The 19,044-nt window shown below is 72.6% G+C and carries 15 protein-coding genes and 1 pseudogene; 10 read left to right on the top strand and 6 right to left on the bottom strand.

Translation table 11 applies throughout. The features are described 5' to 3' along the window. From E1166_RS21065 to valS, 6 genes and pseudogenes are all read left to right on the top strand, one after another. Nucleotides 1-371, top strand: a pseudogene (locus E1166_RS21065) (DNA-3-methyladenine glycosylase 2 family protein); the annotation flags it as partial. Continuing rightward, nucleotides 368-916 carry a methylated-DNA--[protein]-cysteine S-methyltransferase gene (locus E1166_RS21060; RefSeq protein ID WP_132341270.1) on the top strand — a complete coding sequence of 183 codons (549 nt, stop codon included), beginning with the start codon at nt 368-370 and terminating at the stop codon, nt 914-916. The pseudogene E1166_RS21065 and the gene E1166_RS21060, both read left to right, overlap by 4 nt. 8 nt (nt 917-924) lie before the next feature. Continuing rightward, entirely contained in the window at nt 925-2,721 is a 1,797-nt protein-coding gene (locus E1166_RS21055) for an ABC transporter ATP-binding protein (protein WP_132341272.1), read from the top strand. Next, a complete protein-coding gene (locus tag E1166_RS21050) occupies nt 2,718-4,592 on the top strand; it encodes an ABC transporter ATP-binding protein (RefSeq protein ID WP_132341268.1) in 1,875 nt (624 codons plus the stop codon). Before E1166_RS21055 ends, E1166_RS21050 begins: the two co-directional genes overlap by 4 nt. 83 nt (nt 4,593-4,675) lie before the next feature. After that, nucleotides 4,676-4,969 carry a hypothetical protein gene (locus E1166_RS21045; RefSeq protein ID WP_132341266.1) on the top strand — a complete coding sequence of 98 codons (294 nt, stop codon included), beginning with the start codon at nt 4,676-4,678 and terminating at the stop codon, nt 4,967-4,969. A 60-nt stretch (nt 4,970-5,029) separates the two neighbouring features. Beyond that, nucleotides 5,030-7,633: a valine--tRNA ligase gene (valS, locus tag E1166_RS21040; RefSeq protein ID WP_132341264.1), complete on the top strand. Its 2,604-nt coding sequence runs from the start codon at nt 5,030-5,032 to the stop codon at nt 7,631-7,633. A gap of 46 nt (nt 7,634-7,679) precedes the next feature. On the opposite strand, the gene E1166_RS21035 is transcribed toward valS, so the two are convergent. The 5 genes from E1166_RS21035 to E1166_RS21015 form a co-directional block, all read right to left on the bottom strand. Further along, nucleotides 7,680-9,137, bottom strand: coding sequence for a leucine-rich repeat protein (locus tag E1166_RS21035; protein ID WP_132341262.1), 1,458 nt, complete (start codon nt 9,135-9,137; stop codon nt 7,680-7,682). A gap of 282 nt (nt 9,138-9,419) precedes the next feature. Beyond that, a complete protein-coding gene (locus tag E1166_RS21030) occupies nt 9,420-10,130 on the bottom strand; it encodes an ABC transporter permease (protein WP_132269286.1) in 711 nt (236 codons plus the stop codon). Between the two features lie 197 nt (nt 10,131-10,327). Next, on the bottom strand, nt 10,328-11,281 hold the full coding sequence (locus E1166_RS21025; RefSeq protein ID WP_132341260.1) for an ABC transporter ATP-binding protein: 954 nt from the start codon (nt 11,279-11,281) through the stop codon (nt 10,328-10,330). Then, nucleotides 11,278-12,159 carry an ABC transporter permease subunit gene (locus E1166_RS21020; RefSeq protein WP_132341258.1) on the bottom strand — a complete coding sequence of 294 codons (882 nt, stop codon included), beginning with the start codon at nt 12,157-12,159 and terminating at the stop codon, nt 11,278-11,280. The genes E1166_RS21025 and E1166_RS21020 overlap by 4 nt, the downstream gene beginning before the upstream one ends. Next, nucleotides 12,152-13,066 (bottom strand): ABC transporter ATP-binding protein, encoded by a 915-nt coding sequence (locus E1166_RS21015; RefSeq protein ID WP_132341256.1) that lies wholly within the window; start codon nt 13,064-13,066, stop codon nt 12,152-12,154. The genes E1166_RS21020 and E1166_RS21015 overlap by 8 nt, the downstream gene beginning before the upstream one ends. Nucleotides 13,067-13,211: 145 nt before the next feature. Between E1166_RS21015 and E1166_RS21010 the strand changes: the two genes are divergently transcribed. From E1166_RS21010 to galT, 4 genes are all read left to right on the top strand, one after another. Continuing rightward, nucleotides 13,212-13,814, top strand: a complete 603-nt coding sequence (locus tag E1166_RS21010) for a DM13 domain-containing protein (protein ID WP_132341254.1) — start codon at nt 13,212-13,214, stop codon at nt 13,812-13,814. A 102-nt stretch (nt 13,815-13,916) separates the two neighbouring features. Continuing rightward, complete coding sequence (gene cysC / locus E1166_RS21005; protein ID WP_132269275.1) at nt 13,917-15,446, top strand: adenylyl-sulfate kinase; 1,530 nt, start codon at nt 13,917-13,919, stop codon at nt 15,444-15,446. A gap of 106 nt (nt 15,447-15,552) precedes the next feature. After that, nucleotides 15,553-16,356 (top strand): DeoR/GlpR family DNA-binding transcription regulator, encoded by an 804-nt coding sequence (locus E1166_RS21000; RefSeq protein ID WP_132341252.1) that lies wholly within the window; start codon nt 15,553-15,555, stop codon nt 16,354-16,356. After that, nucleotides 16,353-17,429: a galactose-1-phosphate uridylyltransferase gene (gene galT / locus E1166_RS20995; protein WP_132269273.1), complete on the top strand. Its 1,077-nt coding sequence runs from the start codon at nt 16,353-16,355 to the stop codon at nt 17,427-17,429. The genes E1166_RS21000 and galT overlap by 4 nt, the downstream gene beginning before the upstream one ends. 324 nt (nt 17,430-17,753) lie before the next feature. Here the strand turns inward: galT and E1166_RS20990 are convergent, their stop codons facing one another. Next, nucleotides 17,754-18,971 carry an NADP-dependent isocitrate dehydrogenase gene (locus tag E1166_RS20990; RefSeq protein WP_132341250.1) on the bottom strand — a complete coding sequence of 406 codons (1,218 nt, stop codon included), beginning with the start codon at nt 18,969-18,971 and terminating at the stop codon, nt 17,754-17,756. Nucleotides 18,972-19,044 lie beyond the last annotated feature (73 nt).

Here is a 19,044-nt window from a genome sequence, read left to right as displayed (position 1 = left end):
GGTTTCCGGGGGCGGCGGAGATCGCGGGGCTGGCGGATTCGGCGTTCGCGATGCCCACGCGGCGACGGGAGACGGTACGGGCGCTCGCCCGCGCGGTGGCCGCCGGGGAACTGGTGCTCGACCCGGGCGGGAACCGCCCGGAGACGGTACGGCGGCTGCTCGCCATCCCCGGAATCGGCGCCTGGACCGCCGGCTACGTCGCCATGCGCGCCCTCGGCGACCCGGACGTCCTGCTCACCACCGACCTGGCGGCAGGCCGAGGTGCCGCCGCCCTCGGCCTGCCCGACGCCCCCTCGACCCTGGACAGCCACTCGCAGCGCTGGCGCCCCTGGCGCTCGTACGCGACGATCCGACTCTGGAGAGCAGCATGACCATCGACAGCACCGTCATCGACACCCCGATCGGCCCGCTGAGCGTGCTAGCCGGCCCCGACGGGGCGGTACGCGCCGCCGGTTTCACCCCGGACCCGGCGACCCTGCTCCCCCTCGTCCACTCGGGCCTGCGCGGCGACCTCCGCCCGCGCGGCGACCTCGGGCCGGTCAACCGGGCCGTCGTGTCCTACCTGGACGGCGACCTCACCGCCATCGACCCGGTGCCGGTGCAGCAGCACACCGGCGGCGCGTTCATGGCGCACGCCTGGCAGGTGCTTCGGGACGTGCCGGCCGGCGAGCCGGTGACGTACACCGGTTTCGCCGCCCGGGCCGGACGGCCGGCGGCGGTCCGCGCGGCCGCCGCCGCCTGCGCCCGCAACGCCGCCGCCCTCTTCGTCCCCTGTCACCGGGTGTTGCGCACCGACGGCACGCTCGGCGGCTACCGCTGGGGACTGGAGGTCAAGACGTGGCTGCTCGGCCACGAACGGCACTCTGACAGCAAGCCGACACCGGCGATGCTCCCGATTGACGCTACCGTCGGGTAGTGCCTGCGCTGCGCGACGGCGACCCCACCCGACGGGTCGACGCCGGCCTGCGCCCCCTGCGCAACCTCTGGCGGCTGCGCCGCTACCTGCGCCCGTACGCGGGCCAGTTCTGCTGGTTACTGCTCGCCAGCCTGGCCGCCACCGCGGCCAGCCTGGCGGTGCCGCTGCTCACCCAGCGTGTGGTCGACGGGCCGGTCGCGGAACGCGACCCGGCCGGCCTGCTCCGCCTCGGCGGCCTGGCCCTGCTGCTCGGGCTCGCCGAAGCGGTGCTGATCTTCATCCGGCGGTGGACGCAGTCCTCCTCCTCGGTCGGCATGGAGACGGCGATCCGCACCGACGTCTACGCCCACCTGCAACGCCTGCCGGTCGACTTCCACGACCGGTGGCAATCCGGCCAACTGCTCTCGCGGGTCACCAGCGACCTGTCGGTGATCCGCCGGTTTCTCTCCTTCGGGTTGCTCTTCCTGGTGCTCAACGTGGTCACCTACCTGGCCGTGGTGGCGCTGCTGCTGCGCCTGCACACGCCGCTGGGGCTGCTGGTGGCCGCCAGCGCGGCACCGCTGTTCCTGATCAGCCGCCGGTTCGCCCGGCACTACCACGCGGCGTCCCGGCGGATGCAGGATCAGCAGGGCGACGTGGCCACCCTGGTCGAGGAGACCGCGCAGGGGCTGCGCACCGTGAAGGCGTACGGGCGGGGTCCGGAGCTGGCCGACCGGTTCGCCGGCCGGGCGCGGGCGCTGCACGACACCGGCATCGGAAAGGCCCGGCTGCTGGCCCGCACCTCCGCGCTGTTCGACCTGGTGCCCAACCTGACCCTCGGCGTGGTGCTGGTGTACGGGACGGCGCTGGTCGCCCGGGGCACGCTCACCGTCGGTGAACTGGTCGCCTTCGTCAGCCTCCAGCTCATGCTGATCTGGCCGGTGCAGTCACTCGGCTGGATCATCGCCAACGGTCAGGAGGCAGCCACCGCCGCCGACCGGATCCATGAGGTACTGGACACTCCGCCGTCGATCCTGGACGCTCCGCACGCGGTCCCACTGGCCCGGGACGCGGTCCGGGGCCGGCTCCGGTTCGAGGGCGTGTCGTTCCGCTACCCCGGTGCCGCCGCGCCGGTGCTGCGGGAGATCGAGCTGACCGTCGAGCCCGGTGAGACGTTGGCGCTGGTGGGCGTGACCGGTGTGGGCAAGACCACCCTGCTCTCCCTCGTCCCCCGGCTGCACGAGGTGACCGGCGGCCGGATCACCCTGGACGGGCACGACCTACGCGACCTGCGGCTGTCCTCGCTGCGCCGGCTGGTCGGCACAGCGTTCGAGGAACCGACCCTGTTCTCCATGTCGGTGTGGGAGAACCTCACCCTGGGAAGGCCGGACGCCGGCGAGGACGAGGTCCGGGCGGCGCTCGCGCTGGCCCAGGCCGACTTCGCGTACGAGTTGCCGTGGGGGCTGGCCACCCGGGTCGGCGAGCAGGGACTGTCGCTCTCCGGTGGGCAGCGGCAGCGGTTGGCGCTGGCCCGGGCGGTGCTGGGCCGACCGGCGTTGCTCGTCCTGGACGATCCGCTGTCCGCACTGGACGTGCACACCGAGGCGCTGGTCGAGGCGGCCCTGAAACGGGTGCTGCGGGACACCACCGCGTTGCTGGTGGTGCACCGACCGTCCACCGTGGCCCTGGCCGACCGGGTCGCGCTGCTCGACGACGGGCGGATCACCGCCGTCGGCCACCACTCCGAACTGCTGGCCACGGTTCCGGCGTACCGGGCGGTGCTCTGCGCCGAACCGGCGAGCCGGGACGGCCTGGTGCGGTCGTGACCGGTGAGGTGCCGCGCCCCCGCCCGAACGGCGTCGACCCGTCCCACTGGCGGGGCCGGGCCACCGACCCCGACGCCGACCGCAGCCGCGCCGAGGACACCGCACCGGAGGCGGTGGCCCGGCTACGTGCCCGCAGCCGGGCGCTGCTGCGGGACCTGCTGCGCCCGCACCGGGCCCGGCTCGGGTTGGCCGCCGCGCTGCTGCTGGCCCAGAACGCCGCCGCGATGGCCGGGCCGTACCTGGTCATGCTCGGCATCGACCGGGCCGTGCCGCCGCTGCGGGCCGGCGACCCGGGCCCGCTGGCCGCCGTCGCCGGGTCCTTCGCCGTCGCGGCGGGCACCGAGTACGCGGCCCGGCGCGGCTTCCTCACCCTCTCCGCCCGGATCGGCCAGGCCGTCCTGCTCGATCTACGTCAGCGGGTGTACGGCCACTTCCTCCGCCTCTGTGTCGGCTTCCACGAGCGCTACACCTCCGGCCGGGTGGTCTCCCGACTCACCAGCGACCTGGACTCGATCGCCGAGCTGGTCGACGGCGGCATCGACAGCCTGGTGACGGCCAGCTTGACGGTGGTGTCGGTGGCCGCCGTCCTGCTCTGGCTGGATCTGCCGCTGGCGGCGGTGGCCCTGCTGGCGTTCCCGTTCCTGTTCGCCTTGTCCCGCTGGTTCGCCCGGGCCTCGGCCGGCGCGTGGCGGCGCAGCCGGGACGCGGCCGCGTTGATGATCGTCCACTTCGTGGAGTCGCTGCGCGGCGTCCGGGCCGTGCAGGCGTTCCGTCGGGAACAGCGCAACCAGCAGATCTTCGACGGGTTGAACGACGAGTACCGGCGGGCCAACCTGTACGGGTTCCGGCTCATCGCCACGTACTCCCCCGGGATCAAGGTGATCGGGAACGGCACCGTGGCGGTGGTGCTCGGCTACGGCGGGTGGCGGGTGCTCGGCGGCGGCATGGAGGTGGGGGTGCTCGCCGCGTTCCTGCTCTACCTGCGCCGCTTCTTCGAGCCGATGCAGGAACTGAGCCAGTTCTACAACACGCTCCAGTCCGCCACGGCGGCGCTGGAGAAGCTGGCCGGGGTGCTGGACGAGCCGCCCGGCGTGCCGGAGCCGCCCCGACCGACGCCCCTGCCGGCCGGCCCGCAGCGCGGCGCGGTGTCGTTCCGGGCCGTCTCGTTCGGCTACCGCCCGCAGGCTCCCATCCTGACCGGGCTGGAGCTGCGGGTGCCGGCCGGGCAGACGGTCGCGTTGATCGGGCCGACCGGCGCGGGCAAGTCCACGATCGCCAAGCTGCTGGCCCGCTTCCACGACCCGGACACCGGCACGGTGGAGTTGGACGGGGTCGACCTGCGTGACCTGGCCGACGCCGTGCTGCGCCGGGCCGTGGTGCTGGTCACCCAGGAGAACCACCTGTTCAACGGCACGGTGGCGGAGAACATCCGGTTCGGCCGGCCCACCGCCGACGACGCGGCGGTGGAGGCCGCCGCGCGGGCGATCGGCGCGCACGACTTCATCGCCGGCCTTCCCGACGGGTACGCCACCGACGTGCACCGGCGCGGTGGCCGGCTCTCCGCCGGGCAACGGCAGCTCGTCGCGTTCGCCCGGGCGTTCCTGGCCGACCCGCGGGTGCTGATCCTCGACGAGGCGACGTCGTCGCTGGATGTGCCGACCGAACGGCTGGTGCAGCGGGCGCTCGGCACCGTGCTGCGCGACCGTACCGCGCTGATCATCGCGCACCGGCTCTCCACGGTGGAGACCGCCGACCGGGTGCTGGTGCTCGACGGCGGCCGGATCGTGGAGGACGGCCCGCCGGCCCGGCTGGCCGCCGCCGGTGGCCGGTACGCCGCCCTGCACCGGCACTGGCGGGCCTCGCTGATCTGAGCGCCGCCGCCGGCCGCAGGGGCCCCCGTCGGTACATCCGGACGGGCGGCCACCCCACCCCGGTCCACGGCGGAGCGCCGGCCGTGCCGGTACACACGCAGGCCCGCTACGACGCCGGTTCGGTCCCGAAGGCGTGTGAGCTGTTCACCGAGTCCAACGGCAGGGCCCTGGGCATCCTGTCCACCGGCGACCCGGGCGGCGGCCCGTGCACCAACCCCGACGAGAAGAACGTCTACGCGCCGGTCTCGACCATCCTCGACCGGGTGAACGCCCGCACCGGGATGGGCTTCGAGATCGCCACCCAGGGCCCCTACTCACCCCCGTCCGCTCCTCGACCCGGCCGTAACTGCCTCCGCCCCTGCCGGCAGCCGAGCTAGGAACCCGGGCCGGGTCGAATCGCGAAGGCACAAGAGGGCAGCGCTGCCTAGGATCGACGGATGACCGACACGGCGAGAACGGCGCGCGGCGGTGTCCCCGAGCGTCCCACCCTGGACGGGCTCGAGGCGACCTGGGCGCGCCGCTGGCAGGAGGACGGCACCTACGCGTTCGACCGGACGAGGACGCGCGTACCGGCGACGGGCACCTCCGGCCGGGGCGGTCGCCGCGACGACGTGTTCTCCATCGACACCCCACCGCCGACCGTCTCCGGCGAGCTGCACATGGGGCACGTCTTCTCGTACACGCACACCGACACGGTGGCCCGCTTCCAGCGGATGCGCGGCAAGGCGGTCTTCTATCCGATGGGGTGGGACGACAACGGCCTGCCCACCGAGCGGCGGGTGCAGAACGTGTACGCGGTGCGCTGCGACCCGGCCCTGCCGTACGATCCGGCCTGGCAGCCACCGACCACCCCGGTCAGCGAGGCGCAACGCCGGCAGCCGACCTCGATCTCCCGGCGCAACTTCGTCGAGCTGTGCGAACGGCTCACCGCCGAGGACGAGCAGGTCTTCGAGGCGCTGTGGCGGCGGCTGGGGCTGTCGGTGGACTGGTCGCTGACGTACACCACGATCGGGCGGGCCGCGCGGGCGACCAGTCAACGTGCCTTCCTGCGGAACCTGGCCCGGGGCGAGGCGTACCAGGCCGAGGCGCCGACCCTGTGGGACGTCGGCTTCGCCACCGCCGTGGCCCAGGCGGAACTGGAGGACCGGGAACGGCCGGGGGCGTACCACCGGCTCCGGTTCACCGGGCCGGGCGGGCGCGAGGTGCTGATCGACACCACCCGACCCGAGCTGCTGCCGGCCTGCGTCGCACTGGTCTGCCACCCCGACGACGAGCGGTACGCCGACCTGGTGGGCACGGCCGTGCGTACCCCGGTCTTCGGGGTTGAGGTGCCGGTGCGCGCGCACCCGCTGGCGGACCCGGCCAAGGGCACCGGCATCGCGATGGTCTGCACGTTCGGCGACCTGACCGACGTCACCTGGTGGCGGGATCTCGACCTGGCGACCCGGGTGGTGATCGGTCGGGACGGACGGCTGGTGCCGGAGCCGCCGGCCGGCGTGCCGGCCGACCCCTACGCGGCGTTGGCCGGGCAGAGCGTCAGCACCGCCCGGTCGAGAATGGTCGGGATGCTGGCCGACGCCGGTGAGCTGGTCGGTGAGCCCCTTCCGATCACCCACCCGGTCAAGTTCTACGAGCGGGGCGACCGGCCGTTGGAGATCGTCTCCACCCGGCAGTGGTATCTGCGCAACGGCGGCCGGGACGGTCGCCTGCGGGAGGAGCTGCTGGCCCGTGGCGGCGAACTGCGCTGGGTGCCGGAGCACATGAAGCACCGGTACGACCACTGGGTGGGCGGGCTGACCGGGGACTGGCTGGTCAGCCGGCAGCGCTTCTTCGGGGTGCCGGTGCCGGTGTGGTACCGGCTCGACGACGTTGGCGAGCCGGACTACACCCAGCCTCTCACACCCGACGAGTCGACGCTGCCGGTCGACCCGTCCGGCGAGCCGCCGCCCGGGTACGACGAGTCGCAGCGCGGCGTGCCCGGCGGCTTCGTCGGCGACCCGGACGTGCTGGACACCTGGGCCACCTCGTCGCTGACCCCGCAGATCGTCAGCGGCTGGGAAACCGACCCGGACCTGTTCGACCAGGTGTTCCCGATGGATGTGCGCCCCCAGGGCCAGGAAATCATCCGGACCTGGCTGTTCTCCACGGTGGTCCGCTCCCACCTGGAACACGGCGTGCTGCCCTGGCGCACGGCGGTGCTCTCCGGCTGGATCCTCGACCCGGACCGCAAGAAGATGTCGAAGTCCAAGGGGAACGTGGTCACCCCGATGTCCCTACTGGAGCAGCACGGCTCGGACGCGGTCCGCTACTGGGCGGCCAACGGTCGGCCGGGCATGGACCTCGCCTTCGACGCCGCCCAGATCAAGGTGGGCCGGCGGCTCGCCACGAAACTGCTCAACGCCTCGAAGTTCGCCCTCGGACTGGGCGCCGCCGACGCCTTGCGCGCGCCGGCGACCGCCCCGCTGGACACCGCCATGCTGGCCGAACTCTCCACCGTGGTCACGGCGGCCACGGCGGCCTTCGACGGGTACGACCACACGGCGGCGTTGCAGGCCAGCGAGGCGTTCTTCTGGCGATTCTGTGACGACTACATCGAACTGGTGAAGGAACGCGCCTACGGCAGCGGGCCCGCGGCCGACTCGGCCCGGGCGGCGCTGGCGACCGCGCTGTCGGTGCAGTTGCGGCTCTTCGCCCCGGTGTTGCCCTACGTCACCGAGGAGGTGTGGTCCTGGTGGCGGTACGGCTCGGTGCACCGCGCGACCTGGCCGACCACGTACGAGGTGAAGCGGGCGATCGCCGGCGAGGGCGACCCGGAGCTGCTGCGACTCGCCGGGGACGCGCTGAGCCAGGTGCGCCGCGCCAAGTCGGAGCGGAAACTGTCGATGAAGGCGGAGGTGCCGCTGGCCGAGGCGCTCGGCCCGGCAGCCCTGCTCGACCGCCTCACGGTCGTCGCCGACGATCTGAAGGCGGCGGGCCGCGTCGGCAAGCTCGACCTTCTCCCCGACCGCACCCCCGAGCTGGTGATCGCCTGCGCCTTCTGAGGTATGGGGAAGGTCCCCGAGGCGGGGACCTTCCCCATACCAGCGTCTACTGCTCGACCACTCGGAGACCGGCGTTACCGGCAGGGCGGAACGAGGCCCACGCGCCGCCGGCCGGGTGGTGGAGCGTGAGCTTCGACGCGTCCGTGCCGGTGAACGCGGCGGGATCCTGTGCCGGCGGTCGAGCGCCGAGATAGACGGAGCGCAGCGCCGCGTTGTTCGCGAACACGCGTGGTCCAAGCTTGCGCAGGCCGGGCGCGTACACGGTCGACAGCCGCGGATTGTTGGTGATCGAGTCATGCCAGGCGGTGGTGAGTGCGGGTGCCCAGACCTGCCGCAGGTTCGCGAAGCCGGTGATGGCGTTCTTGTCGAGGGTTTGCAGCTTCGGCAGGCGCAGGACCTTCAGTCCGGTCCCTGAGGCCGCGTCACCGTTGAGGTCGAAGCAGTTGATGCCCAGGTAGGTGAGCTTCGGCAGGTGCACGGCCCGCAGCGCGTGGGTGTCGTTGAGGGCGTTACGGCCGAGCGATTCGAGGTTCGCGGCGGCGAGGTACCGCAACCGGGAGGTGTCGTCGAACGCGAATTCGTCCACCGTCACCGCTCGGGGCAGATTGACCTTCACCAGGTACTGATTGCGCCGGAACGCATGCCGGCCGACGGCGGTGGCGCTGGGCAGGTAAACGACGGCGAGCCGCGCGTACGGTGCGTGGCCGAAGGCCATGACGCCGACCGTGCGGGCGGCGCGCAGGCTCACGCTGGCGAAGTTGTGGTTGCTGAACGTGCCGGCTTTGACCTCTTCCAGGTCGTCGAGGACGAGGTGCCGGACCCACGTGTCCCACCAGCCGTTGTGCCACAGGTAGGGCGAGCGCCCGCCGCGTGCGATCTGGCCGGCGCAGGGCAGACCCGAGTCGGGTGTGCACTCCCGACCCCCCTGGAGCGAGCGCAGGTTGTACACGTGCAGCCGAGCCAGATTGGTCAGCCCGAGCCCGCCGCTGCCTGCGGGGCGGTGCAGCGTCTGCAGGGCGGCCAGGTCGGCGTCGTTGAGGGCGGTGCCCCCGGTCAGGTACAGGGCGAGCCCGCTTCCACCCGCCAGCCTGTCCCGGATCTTCGTCAATTCGGCTTTCAGCGGCGAGGTGGCGGCGGTCGACACGTCGTAGCGCAGCGGGACGGTGCCGGCCGGCAGCGCATGGTCGCCGGGCCTGGTCACGCGGTACCGGTACGTCTCCGCGCGCCTCAGGTCCGGGTCGGTGGTGAAGACCGGATCGACGCCGGGGTCGGCGCCCGGATCGGCGGCGGTCGGACCGGTGGCGGTCGGCGAAGGGCTGCTCGAAGACGTAGCTGATGCGGAAGCCGACACTGTGGTGGACGGTGCGGCGGGCGTCGGTGCCGCGCCGGCCGCGACGAAGGTCGTGGGCGTCTCGCGCGGTTCGCGCAGGACGATGCCGGTGACTGCGGCTGCTGCGCCCACCGCGAGGACCACCGCCGCCGCAAGCGCGCGCCGACCAGTCACTCGAACCCACCTGCTCGGCCTTCCACCGCCGGCGCGGTGCGACCGGGCAGCTGTCCCCCGTGGCGGTGTCCGGTCAACATCGGGGTGGTGGGGCATGAGGGTGCACCTTTCGCCGAGCCGGTCGGCGGGCTGCGGAGCGAGCGGCGACAGCGGGCGCACGGTCCGGGACGTGGGGGCGGGAGCGCCGGTCCACGCTACCAATGGAGCGGAACGGCTGCGCTGCGGGGCGGCGCTGGTCACCGCCCCGCAGCGCGTCGTGGACAGGGAACCCTTCGTTACCCCTCAGCTGGTTTCGCCGGCCACCGAGAAGGAGCGGAGGCGGTCGATGGCCAAAGCGGTGAAGCCGACCGCGACCAGGGCGGTCAGCACGGCGGCGACGGGTACGGAGACCGCCCCGGTGAGCAGGTCGGTGGGGGCGAGCCGGTCGGCGAGGGCGATCACCCACTGCTGCACCGACAGCACCTTGGTGCCGCTGACGAACCGGCCCAGCAGCCCTTCCCAGATCAGCACGTAGACCAGGCCGAGCAGCACCGGCCGCCGGGTGACCAGGCTCAACGCCAGGAACAACGCCGAGTACGCCAGCGCGCCCAGCGCCGAGGCGGCGGCGAGCGCCACGCCGAGGCGTACCGAGTCGGCGAGCACACCCGCGACGACGATCGGCACGGCGATGGTGGCCGCGCTCACCCCGGTCGCGACCGCGAGCTTCGGCAGCACGATCTGCCATCGCGGCAGCGGCTTCGTCAACACGTGCACCACCGTGCCGTCGTCGATCTCGGCGCCCAGCACACCGGTGCCGACCACCAGCGACACCACCGGCAGCACCACGGCCAGGCCGAGGCCCACCAGCACCGGCGGCCCCCACTCGGCCGGGTCGACGCCCAACGACCGGCAGAGGACCGCGAGGCCCACCAGCACCGCGGGCAGCGGCAGCAACATCAGGAACCGGCGGCGGCCGAACAGGCCCCGCGCGGTGATCCAGGTAACGGTCGACACCGTTCAGCCTCTCTCGTTCGTGACTGTGGGGCTCACTCGCTGCGCTCGTTCACTCCTCGCACTCACCGGTCAACCTTCCGTTCGTGACTGTGGGGCTCACTCGCTGCGCTCGTTCACTCCTCGCACTCACCGGTCAACCTTCCGTTCGTGACTGTGGGGCTCACTCGCTGCGCTCGTTCACTCCTCGCACTCACCGGTCAACCCTCCAGCAGGTAGGAGAAGACGCTCTCCAGGGACTCGTCCTCCGGCAGCAGCTGCCGGACCCGCACGCCACGGGCCAACGCGACCTTGGGCAGGGCTCGGGTGAACGCACCGTAGTCACCGGCCTTGACGGTCAGCCCCGTCCGGTCCAGCTCGACGCCGGTGACCGAGGGCTCGGCCATCAGCGCGACGGCCAGCGCCCGGTCGTCGGTGGAGCGGACCGCGAACACGTGCGGCCGGTTGGTCATCAGCCGGCGGATGGTGCGGAAGTCACCGGAGGCGGCGAGCCGCCCGGCCACCATCACCTGCACCGTGCCGGAGACCTGCTCGACCTCCTCCAGGATGTGCGAGCTGAACAGGATGGTCCGGCCGGCGTCACCGAGGGAGTGCAGCAACGTCATCATGTGCAGCCGCTGGCGCGGGTCCATGCCGTTGAACGGCTCGTCGAGCAGCAGCACCTGCGGGTCGTGCACCAGCGCGGCGGCGACCCGCGCGCGCTGCCGCATGCCCTTGGAGTACGTGCCGATCCGGCGGTCCTGCGCGCCCTCCAACTCGACTAGGGCGATCGCCCGGCGGGCTGCCGCCGCCGGGTCGGGCAGCCGGTGCAGCTTCGCGCTGGCCAGCACGAACTCGTACGCGGTGAGGAAGGTGTGCACCGCCTCCCGCTCGCTGACCAGCCCGAGCCGCCGGTACACCGGCGGGTTGCGCCAGGTCGGCTCCCCGTCCAGGGTGACCGTCCCCCGCGACGGGGCCAGGAAGCCGGCCATCATGTGCAGCAGCGTGGTCTTCCCCGCCCCGTTCGGGCCGAGCAGGCCGGTCACGCCCGGCCCGAGCCGCATGCTGACGTCGTTGACGGCCACCACGTTGCCGTACCAGCGGGAGACGCCGGCCAGCGCCAGGGTGCTGGTGGTGACCGCCGGGGCGGTGGCCTCGGCACTGAGCGTGGTCATCGGGCGGCCACCTTCCGGTATCGCAGCAGCAGCAGGGCGACGCAGGCGGCGACCAGCAGCACCGCGCCGAGGGCGTACACCGGACCGAAGTCGCCGATCATCTCATCGGCCGCTCCGGCAGGCGCCATCTGGTCGCCGAGGGTGAACAGGCCGACGCCCTGCACGAGGGTGGACGGTGAGGCGAGCAGGGCCAGTTCGTTGACGGTGCGGGAGGGCAGGATGGAGAGCACACCGACGATCGGGGTGGTCATCAGGAAGACCGCCACCACGCCACCGGCGGCGAACGCCCGCTTCCCGGTGAGCGAGGCGACCAGCAGACCGACCGAGGCGAAGACCACCGCCCAGAGGCCGGCGTAGAGCAGCCCCGGCAGCAGGTCGAACAGTTCGTCGCGTACCCCCGTGAGCCCCTCGCCGGTGGCGAAGGCGGCACCGAGGAACATCACCAGCTGCGGCCCGCCGAGCAGCAGCCAGAGCCCGGTGGCCAGCGCCAACAGCTTGGCCAGCGCGTAGTCGCCGCGTGGCAGCGGGCGGGAGAAGTACAGCGGCAGCACCCCGCTGCGCAGATCCCGGGAGACCAGCTCGGGAGCGGCGACCGCGGCGAAGAAGATGACCAGCCAGCTCATCGCGTCGGCGAACTGGGCGTACGTCATCACCACCTGACCGGTCTGGCTGCGTACCGCGGTGAGCCCGGCCGCCACCAGGGTGACGATGCCGATCACCAGCCAGGGAAAGATCTTCGCCTTGGCGCTTCGGCCCAGGCCGAAGATGGTACGCAGACCGTGCAGCCAGAGCGCCCCGAAGACCTGCCGGCGGCCCAGCCGGGGGCCGGTGTAGCGCTGGTAGCCGATGTCGTGGATGACGCCGGTCGGCTCAGACATGGGTGGGCTCCCTCGGGGCGAACAGCTCGGCCACCCGGTGCCGGCGCTGGTCCAGCCGGTGCAGCGGCAGGTCCAGTTCGGCGACCGCACCGAGGATCAGGTCGTAGGTGGCCTCGTCGGCGAGCGGGACGAGCAGCGTCCGGCCGTCGCGGGTCACCGGCAGGTCGAGCGCGGCGAGGCGGTCGGCCAGGCTCTCCGTGCCCTCGCTGACCTCGACGGCCAGCACGTCGGTGGCGGAGGTCATCGCGGCGATCGGGCCGGCCCGCAGCAGCCGGCCGCCGTCGATGGCGACCAGCGTGTCGCAGATCCGCTCCACCTCGCCGAGCAGGTGCGAGCAGACCAGCACCGAGATACCGAACTCGGTGCCGATGCGGTGCACCAGCGCGAGCATGTCGTCGCGACCGGCCGGGTCGAGGCCGTTGGTCGGTTCGTCGAGCAGCAGCAGGTCGGGGTCGTGGACCAGGGCCTGGGCCAGCTTCACCCGCTGCTTCATGCCGGTGGAGTAGCCGCCGACGGCCCGGTGGCGCTCCTCGTGCAGGCCGACGTGCCGTAGCGCCTCGGAGGCCCGCTCGCGGGCCGCCGTGCGGGGCAGCCCGCTCATCCGCCCCAGGTGGGTGACCAGTTCGGCGGCGGAGAGATCGGGCGGGAGCGCGTCGTGTTCGGGCATGTAGCCGACCCGGGCGCGCACCGCGGCCGGGTCGGTGGTCGGATCGAGGCCGAGCACCCGGACCCGCCCGCCGCTCGGGGCGAGCAGGCCCAACAGGATCTTTATCAGGGTGGACTTGCCGGCGCCGTTCGCACCGACCAGTCCGATGATCCCCGGCTCGACCGCGACGGTCAGGTCGGACAGCGCGGTGATCCGGCCTCCGTACGTCTTGGTCAGCGACTGGGTCGCGATCAGTGTCACGACGGTCAGCCTAGGAAGCGAACCCCCCGACGGGTATCCGGAATCGCCCGGGCTCGCCCCTGAGACCCACACCCGGGCGGCGGTAAGGCTCTCGTAAGCCGCCGGTGTGCTGTCTGGCGGGCGGAACTGTCGGAGACTGGACGGCATGCCCCGCCTGCCGCGTACCCCGTTGACCTGGCTCGTCGTCGCCGTCCTCGCCGTCGGAGCGATCTTCGGGCTGTACTGGTTCCAGCCGTGGAAGCTGGTGACCGACACCCGGGTCGACGAACGGCTGGCCGAGGTGGCCGCGCCGGCGCCGACCGAGCCGGTTCCCACCCCGTCCGGCATGGTCACCGCGTCCGGCGCACCGACGGCGTCCGCCCCTCCGGCCACGCCCGACGCGCCGGCCGGGCCGGTGCTGGTCAGCCGCGGCGAGTTCGTCACCCACGAGCACGACACCTCGGGCACCGCCCGGGTGATCCGCACCGCCGACGGCAAGCACCGGCTGGAACTGGTCGGCCTGTCCACCTCCAACGGGCCGGACCTGCGGGTCTGGCTCAGCGACCAACCGGTGCGCACGGGGCGGGCCGGCTGGGGCGTCTTCGACGACGGCCGCTGGGTCGAGCTGGGCCGGCTGAAGGGCAACCGCGGCGATCAGGCGTACGACATTCCCGCTCGTACCGACCTGACCCATTTGACCAGCGTCTCGATCTGGTGCAAGCGGTTCTCGGTCTCCTTCGGCGCCGCCGCGCTGACCCCGGCGGGCTGATCCGCGCCCACGCTCGCGGGCGGGAGTGGAGTGGCGCTCTCGACCGATCGCCGGTCGGCTGCGAAACTGTGTGCCGGCCAGGCCAGCGAGTGAGGGGTACGGATGAGCAACGGGTGGGTGCTGCCCGACGAGGTGCTTCGGGACGCGCCGGCGTACACGCCGCGCCCGGCTGAACTGGCCGACCTGGAGTTGCTGCTGACCGGGGCGTACGCCCCCCTGGCCGGTTTCATGACCCGGGCCGACCTGGCCTCCCTGCACCGGCGCGGCCGGCTCGCCGACGGCACGCCCTGGCCGGTGCCGGTGACCCTCCAGGTGCCGGCGGCACTCGCCGCCGGGCTCGACCCGCGTCACCCCGACCGCCGTACGCTGGTGCTCAGTGACGGCGAGGGCGCGCCGGTGGCGGCGCTGGAGGTCCTCGACGTGTGGACCGCCCGCGAGGGCGTGGCCGGTGTGGGCGGCCCGGTCCGCCGGCTCGGCGACGGCGGGCACGGCCCGTTCCAGCGGCTGCGCCGCACCCCGGAGGAGGTCCGTGCCCTGCTGCCTCCGGGCCGGGTGCTCGGGGTGATCGCCGACCGGCCGCTGCACCGGCCCCAGTTGGCGCAGATCGCGCATGCCGCGCGCACGCTGGGCGCGCACCTGCTGGTGATGATCCCGGTGGGTGACGACGGCCATGGCGGCCTGCCCTCGGAGGCGCTGGTCCGCGCGGTCTTCGCCGCCCGCGACCGGATGCCCCCGGCCACCCTGGTCGCGGTGCCGCTGCCGCGCCGCCGCGACGAGATCAGTGACGCGCTGCTGCGGGCCCGGATCTCCGCCGCGTACGGGGTGACCCACCTGCTCTCCACCGGCGAGTCGTTCTCCGGGCCGGGGCTGCGGGTGCTGGTCCCCCGCGAGCTGGCCTACGACAACCGGGACGGGCAGTGGCGCTGGCGGGACGACATCCCGCCCCGTAACCGCCGGCTGGCGCTCAGTCAGGCGGAGATCGACGATCTGCTGGACCGGGGCTTCCCGCTGCCCGAGTGGCACACTCCGCCGGCGGTGGCCAAGGAGCTGAGCCGGGCCCGTCCGCCGCGCCGGCACCGGGGCCTGGTGGTCTTCCTGACCGGCCTGTCCGGCTCCGGGAAGTCGACCATCGCGCGCGGCCTGGCGGACCTGCTGCGGGAGCAGGGTGAGCGGACGGTGACCCTGCTGGACGGGGACGTGGTGCGCCGAGAGTTGTCGGCCGGGCTGGGTTTCAGCAAGGCCGACCGGGACGCCAACGTGCGCCGGATCGGCTGGGTGGCCGCCGAGATCGCCCGGCATCGGGGGGTGGGTGTCTGCTGCCCCATCGCCCCGTACGCCCAGGCGCGGGCGACCGCCCGGGAGATGGCGCTCGCGGCCGGGGCGGGTTTCGTGCTGGTCCACGTGGCCACCCCGCTGGAGGTCTGCGAGCAGCGGGACCGCAAGGGCCTGTATGCGCGCGCCCGCGCGGGTCTGCTCACCGGCATGACCGGCATCGACGACCCGTACGAGGAGCCGACCGACGCCGATCTGGTGGTTGACACCACCCACCTCAGCGTGGAGGAGGCGGTGCAGGCGGTGATGCATCTGCTCACCGAGACCGGTTGGGTGGAGCCCCGGCTTCAGTCGACCTGATTACCAGGGGGGCCGCCTTCCGCCGCTGCTGACTGCGCGCTAGTGTTCGTTCTTGTTGGAACGCGTTCGAGCACGTGAGGTGCGCGGGAGCTGGGAGGTGCGGCGGATGCTGGCGCGGCAACGACAGGCGGCCATCCTCGACCGGGTCCACGCCACCGGCGGGGTACGGGTCAGCGAACTGGCCGCCGAGTTCGGCGTCTCCGACATGACCATCCGACGCGACCTGGACACCCTGCACGAGCAGGGCCTGCTCGCCAAGGTGCACGGCGGCGCCACCGTCGCCGGCCCCGGCTCCACCGACGAACCCGGCTTCCACGCCAAGTCCGTGCGGCAGCTCGCCGAGAAGGCCGCCATCGCCGCCCGGGCCGCGGAGCTGGTCGGCCCCGGCGCCGCCGTCGCCCTCTCCGCCGGCACCACCACCGCCGAACTGGCCCGACGTATCGTCGACGTGCCCGGCCTGACCGTGGTGACCAACTCGCTGCCGGTGGCCGAGATCCTGCACACCGGGGGGCGACCCGACCAGACCGTGGTGCTCACCGGAGGGGTGCGTACCCCCTCGGACGCGCTCGTCGGACCGCTGGCCGTGGACGCGATCCGCTCGCTGCACCTGGACGTGCTCTTCCTCGGCGTGCACGGGATCAGCGAACGGGCCGGCTTCACCACTCCGAACCTGATGGAGGCGGAGACCGACCGGGCCCTGGTCGCCGCCGCCGACCGGCTGGTCGTACTGGCCGACCACACCAAGTGGGAGACCGTGGGCATTTCTTCGATCGTCGGCCTGGCCGCCGCCGACGTGCTGGTCACCGACGACCAGTTGACAGCCGAGGCGCGCCGGATTCTCGACGAGAAGGTGGGTGAGCTGGTGGTCGTGACGAGCACGGGCCGGGCAGTGGCGGAGGAGTCGCGGTGAAGCGTACGGCGATCGAGCTGGCGGACGGCCGCGAGCTGATCTACTTCGACGAGCGGGACGACGCGGTCCGCGACCAGCCCGACCGGCGGGAGCTGCCGCCGCCGCCGTCGGCCTCCCAACTGCGGTACGACCCGCTGACCGACGAGTGGGTGGCGGTGGCGGTGCACCGGCAGACCCGGATCTTCCTCCCGCCGGCCGACCAGTGCCCGCTCTGCCCCTCCCGGGACGACCGGCTCAGCGAGATCCCCGCTCCCGACTACGACGTGGCGGTCTTCGAGAACCGCTTTCCGTCGCTGAGCCAGCGGATCGCCGAGGAGCCCGCGGAGATCACCCCCTTCACTCCGGTACGACCGGGTCAGGGGCGCTGCGAGGTGGTCTGTTTCACCGACGACCACAACGCCTCCTTCGCCAGCCTGACGCCGAGCCGGGTCCGCACCGTGCTGGACGCCCTCGCCGACCGGACGGTGGCGCTGAGCGAGCTGCCCGGAGTGGAGCAGGTGTTCTGCTTCGAGAACCGGGGCGTGGAGATCGGTGTGACCCTGCACCACCCGCACGGGCAGATCTACGCGTACCCGTTCGTCACCCCGCGCACCCGGTCGATGCTGACGGCCGCCCGCCGGCACGCCGAGCGCACCGGCGGCGGCAACCTGTACGCCGACGTGCTCGCCGCGGAGCGTGCCGCCGGGGACCGTATCGTCGTCGCCAACGAGCACTGGACGGCGTACGTCCCGGCGGCCGCCCGCTGGCCGTTCGAGGTGCACGTGGCACCGCACCGGCCGGTGCCGGACATCCCGGCGCTCGACGACGCCGAGCGGGACAGTTTCGGCCCGCTCTACCTGGATCTGCTGCGCCGCTTCGACACGCTGTTCGACGTGCCCATGCCGTACATCGCGGCCTGGCACCAGGCGCCGGTACGCGTCGACCGGGAACTGGGGCACCTGCACCTGCAGCTGTTCAGCATCCGGCGGGCCAAGGACAAGTTGAAGTACCTGGCCGGCTCGGAGTCTGGAATGGGCGTCTTCATCAATGACATCGCGCCCGAGCGGGCCGCCGAACTGCTCCGCGCCGCCTGACCGGACGCCCGATCCGGGGATGGTCCGCGCCCGGCCCGGGACAGGGCGCGGGGGGCCCGGGACAGGGCCCCCCGCAGGGAAGGGACGGCTGGCTGTCTGTGACAGCCGGGATGGTTGGCTGGTCGGCACTCGTGCCGCGAGGCGACCGCGTCAACCCTCCGTGGACGCGACTGGCACCACGTCCGCCTCGTACAACGATCCGTCGGTGCGCCGGTGACGCACGACGCGACCGGCCGGGCACGACGCGGCCGGTGACGCACCGCCCCGGGTACGACGAAGCCCGCCGGCCACGAAGGCCGGCGGGCGCGATCGGTACGGCGGGAATCAGGCGGCGAGCCTGCGCGCCAGGTTCTCGTCGAGCGCGTTCATGAACTCGTCGGTGGTCAGCCACGGGGCGTCGCGCGAGATGAGCAGCGCGAGGTCCTTGGTCATCTGGCCGCCCTCGACGGTGTCGATGATGACCCGCTCCAGGGTGTTGGCGAACTCGGTGACCGCCGGGGTGCCGTCCAGCTTGCCCCGGTGGGCCAGGCCCCGGGTCCAGGCGTAGATCGAGGCGATCGGGTTGGTCGACGTCTTCTCACCCTTCTGGTACTGCCGGTAGTGCCGGGTGACGGTGCCGTGGGCGGCCTCGGCCTCGACGGTACGGCCGTCCGGGGTCATCAGCACCGAGGTCATCAGGCCGAGCGAGCCGAAGCCCTGCGCGACGGTGTCGGACTGCACGTCACCGTCGTAGTTCTTGCAGGCCCAGACGAAGCCACCCTCCCACTTGAGCGCGGCGGCGACCATGTCGTCGATGAGCCGGTGCTCGTAGGTGATGCCGGCGGCGGCGAACTCGCTGGCGAACTCGTTCTCGAACACCTCGGCGAAGATGTCCTTGAAGCGCCCGTCGTACGCCTTGAGGATCGTGTTCTTGGTCGACAGGTAGACCGGGTAGCCGCGGTCCAGGCCGTAGCGCATGGAGGCGCGGGCGAAGTCGCGGATCGACTCGTCGAAGTTGTACATGCCCATGGCGACACCGCCGCTGGGGAAGTTGGCGACCTCCATCTCCATCGGGGCGCCGCCGTCGGCCGGCTGGTAGGTGATGGTCACCGTGCCGGGGCCGGGGACGACGAAGTCGGTGGCCTTGTACTGGTCGCCGTGCGCGTGCCGGCCGATGATGATCGGCTTGGTCCAGCCGGGGACCAGGCGCGGCACGTTCGACATGATGATCGGCTCACGGAAGACGACGCCGCCGAGGATGTTGCGGATGGTGCCGTTCGGCGACCGCCACATCTTCTTCAGGCCGAACTCCTCGACCCGGGCCTCGTCCGGGGTGATGGTGGCGCACTTGACGCCGACGCCGTGCTCCTTGATGGCGTTGGCGGCGTCGATGGTGACCTGGTCGTCGGTCTCGTCGCGGTACTGGATCGACAGGTCGTAGTAGTGCAGGTCGACGTCGAGGTACGGCAGGATCAGCTGCTCACGAATCTGCTTCCAGATGATCCGGGTCATCTCGTCGCCGTCGAGCTCGACGACCGGGTTGTTTACCTTGATCTTCGCCATCGGCCGGCGCTCCTCTCAGGGGACACGTGCAAGCAGTACGAGCGTACTGGAAACCTCCCGACTCCCCACCCCC

Source organism: Micromonospora sp. KC213, assembly GCF_004348325.1.
GTDB lineage: Bacteria > Actinomycetota > Actinomycetes > Mycobacteriales > Micromonosporaceae > Micromonospora.
Note: the sequence above shows the minus strand (reverse complement) of the source record. Positions and strands in the feature narration are given on the sequence as shown.

Bases quoted from the DNA above. Each gene is read 5' to 3' on its own strand.
- valS (WP_132341264.1), top strand. From the start codon at position 5,030: ATGACCGACACGGCGAGAACGGCGCGCGGCGGTGTCCCCGAGCGTCCC.
- E1166_RS21020 (WP_132341258.1), bottom strand. From the start codon at position 12,159: ATGTCTGAGCCGACCGGCGTCATCCACGACATCGGCTACCAGCGCTAC.
- cysC (WP_132269275.1), top strand. From the start codon at position 13,917: ATGAGCAACGGGTGGGTGCTGCCCGACGAGGTGCTTCGGGACGCGCCG.
- E1166_RS20990 (WP_132341250.1), bottom strand. From the start codon at position 18,971: ATGGCGAAGATCAAGGTAAACAACCCGGTCGTCGAGCTCGACGGCGAC.
- E1166_RS21025 (WP_132341260.1), bottom strand. From the start codon at position 11,281: ATGACCACGCTCAGTGCCGAGGCCACCGCCCCGGCGGTCACCACCAGC.
- E1166_RS21010 (WP_132341254.1), top strand. From the start codon at position 13,212: ATGCCCCGCCTGCCGCGTACCCCGTTGACCTGGCTCGTCGTCGCCGTC.
- E1166_RS21060 (WP_132341270.1), top strand. From the start codon at position 368: ATGACCATCGACAGCACCGTCATCGACACCCCGATCGGCCCGCTGAGC.
- E1166_RS21000 (WP_132341252.1), top strand. From the start codon at position 15,553: ATGCTGGCGCGGCAACGACAGGCGGCCATCCTCGACCGGGTCCACGCC.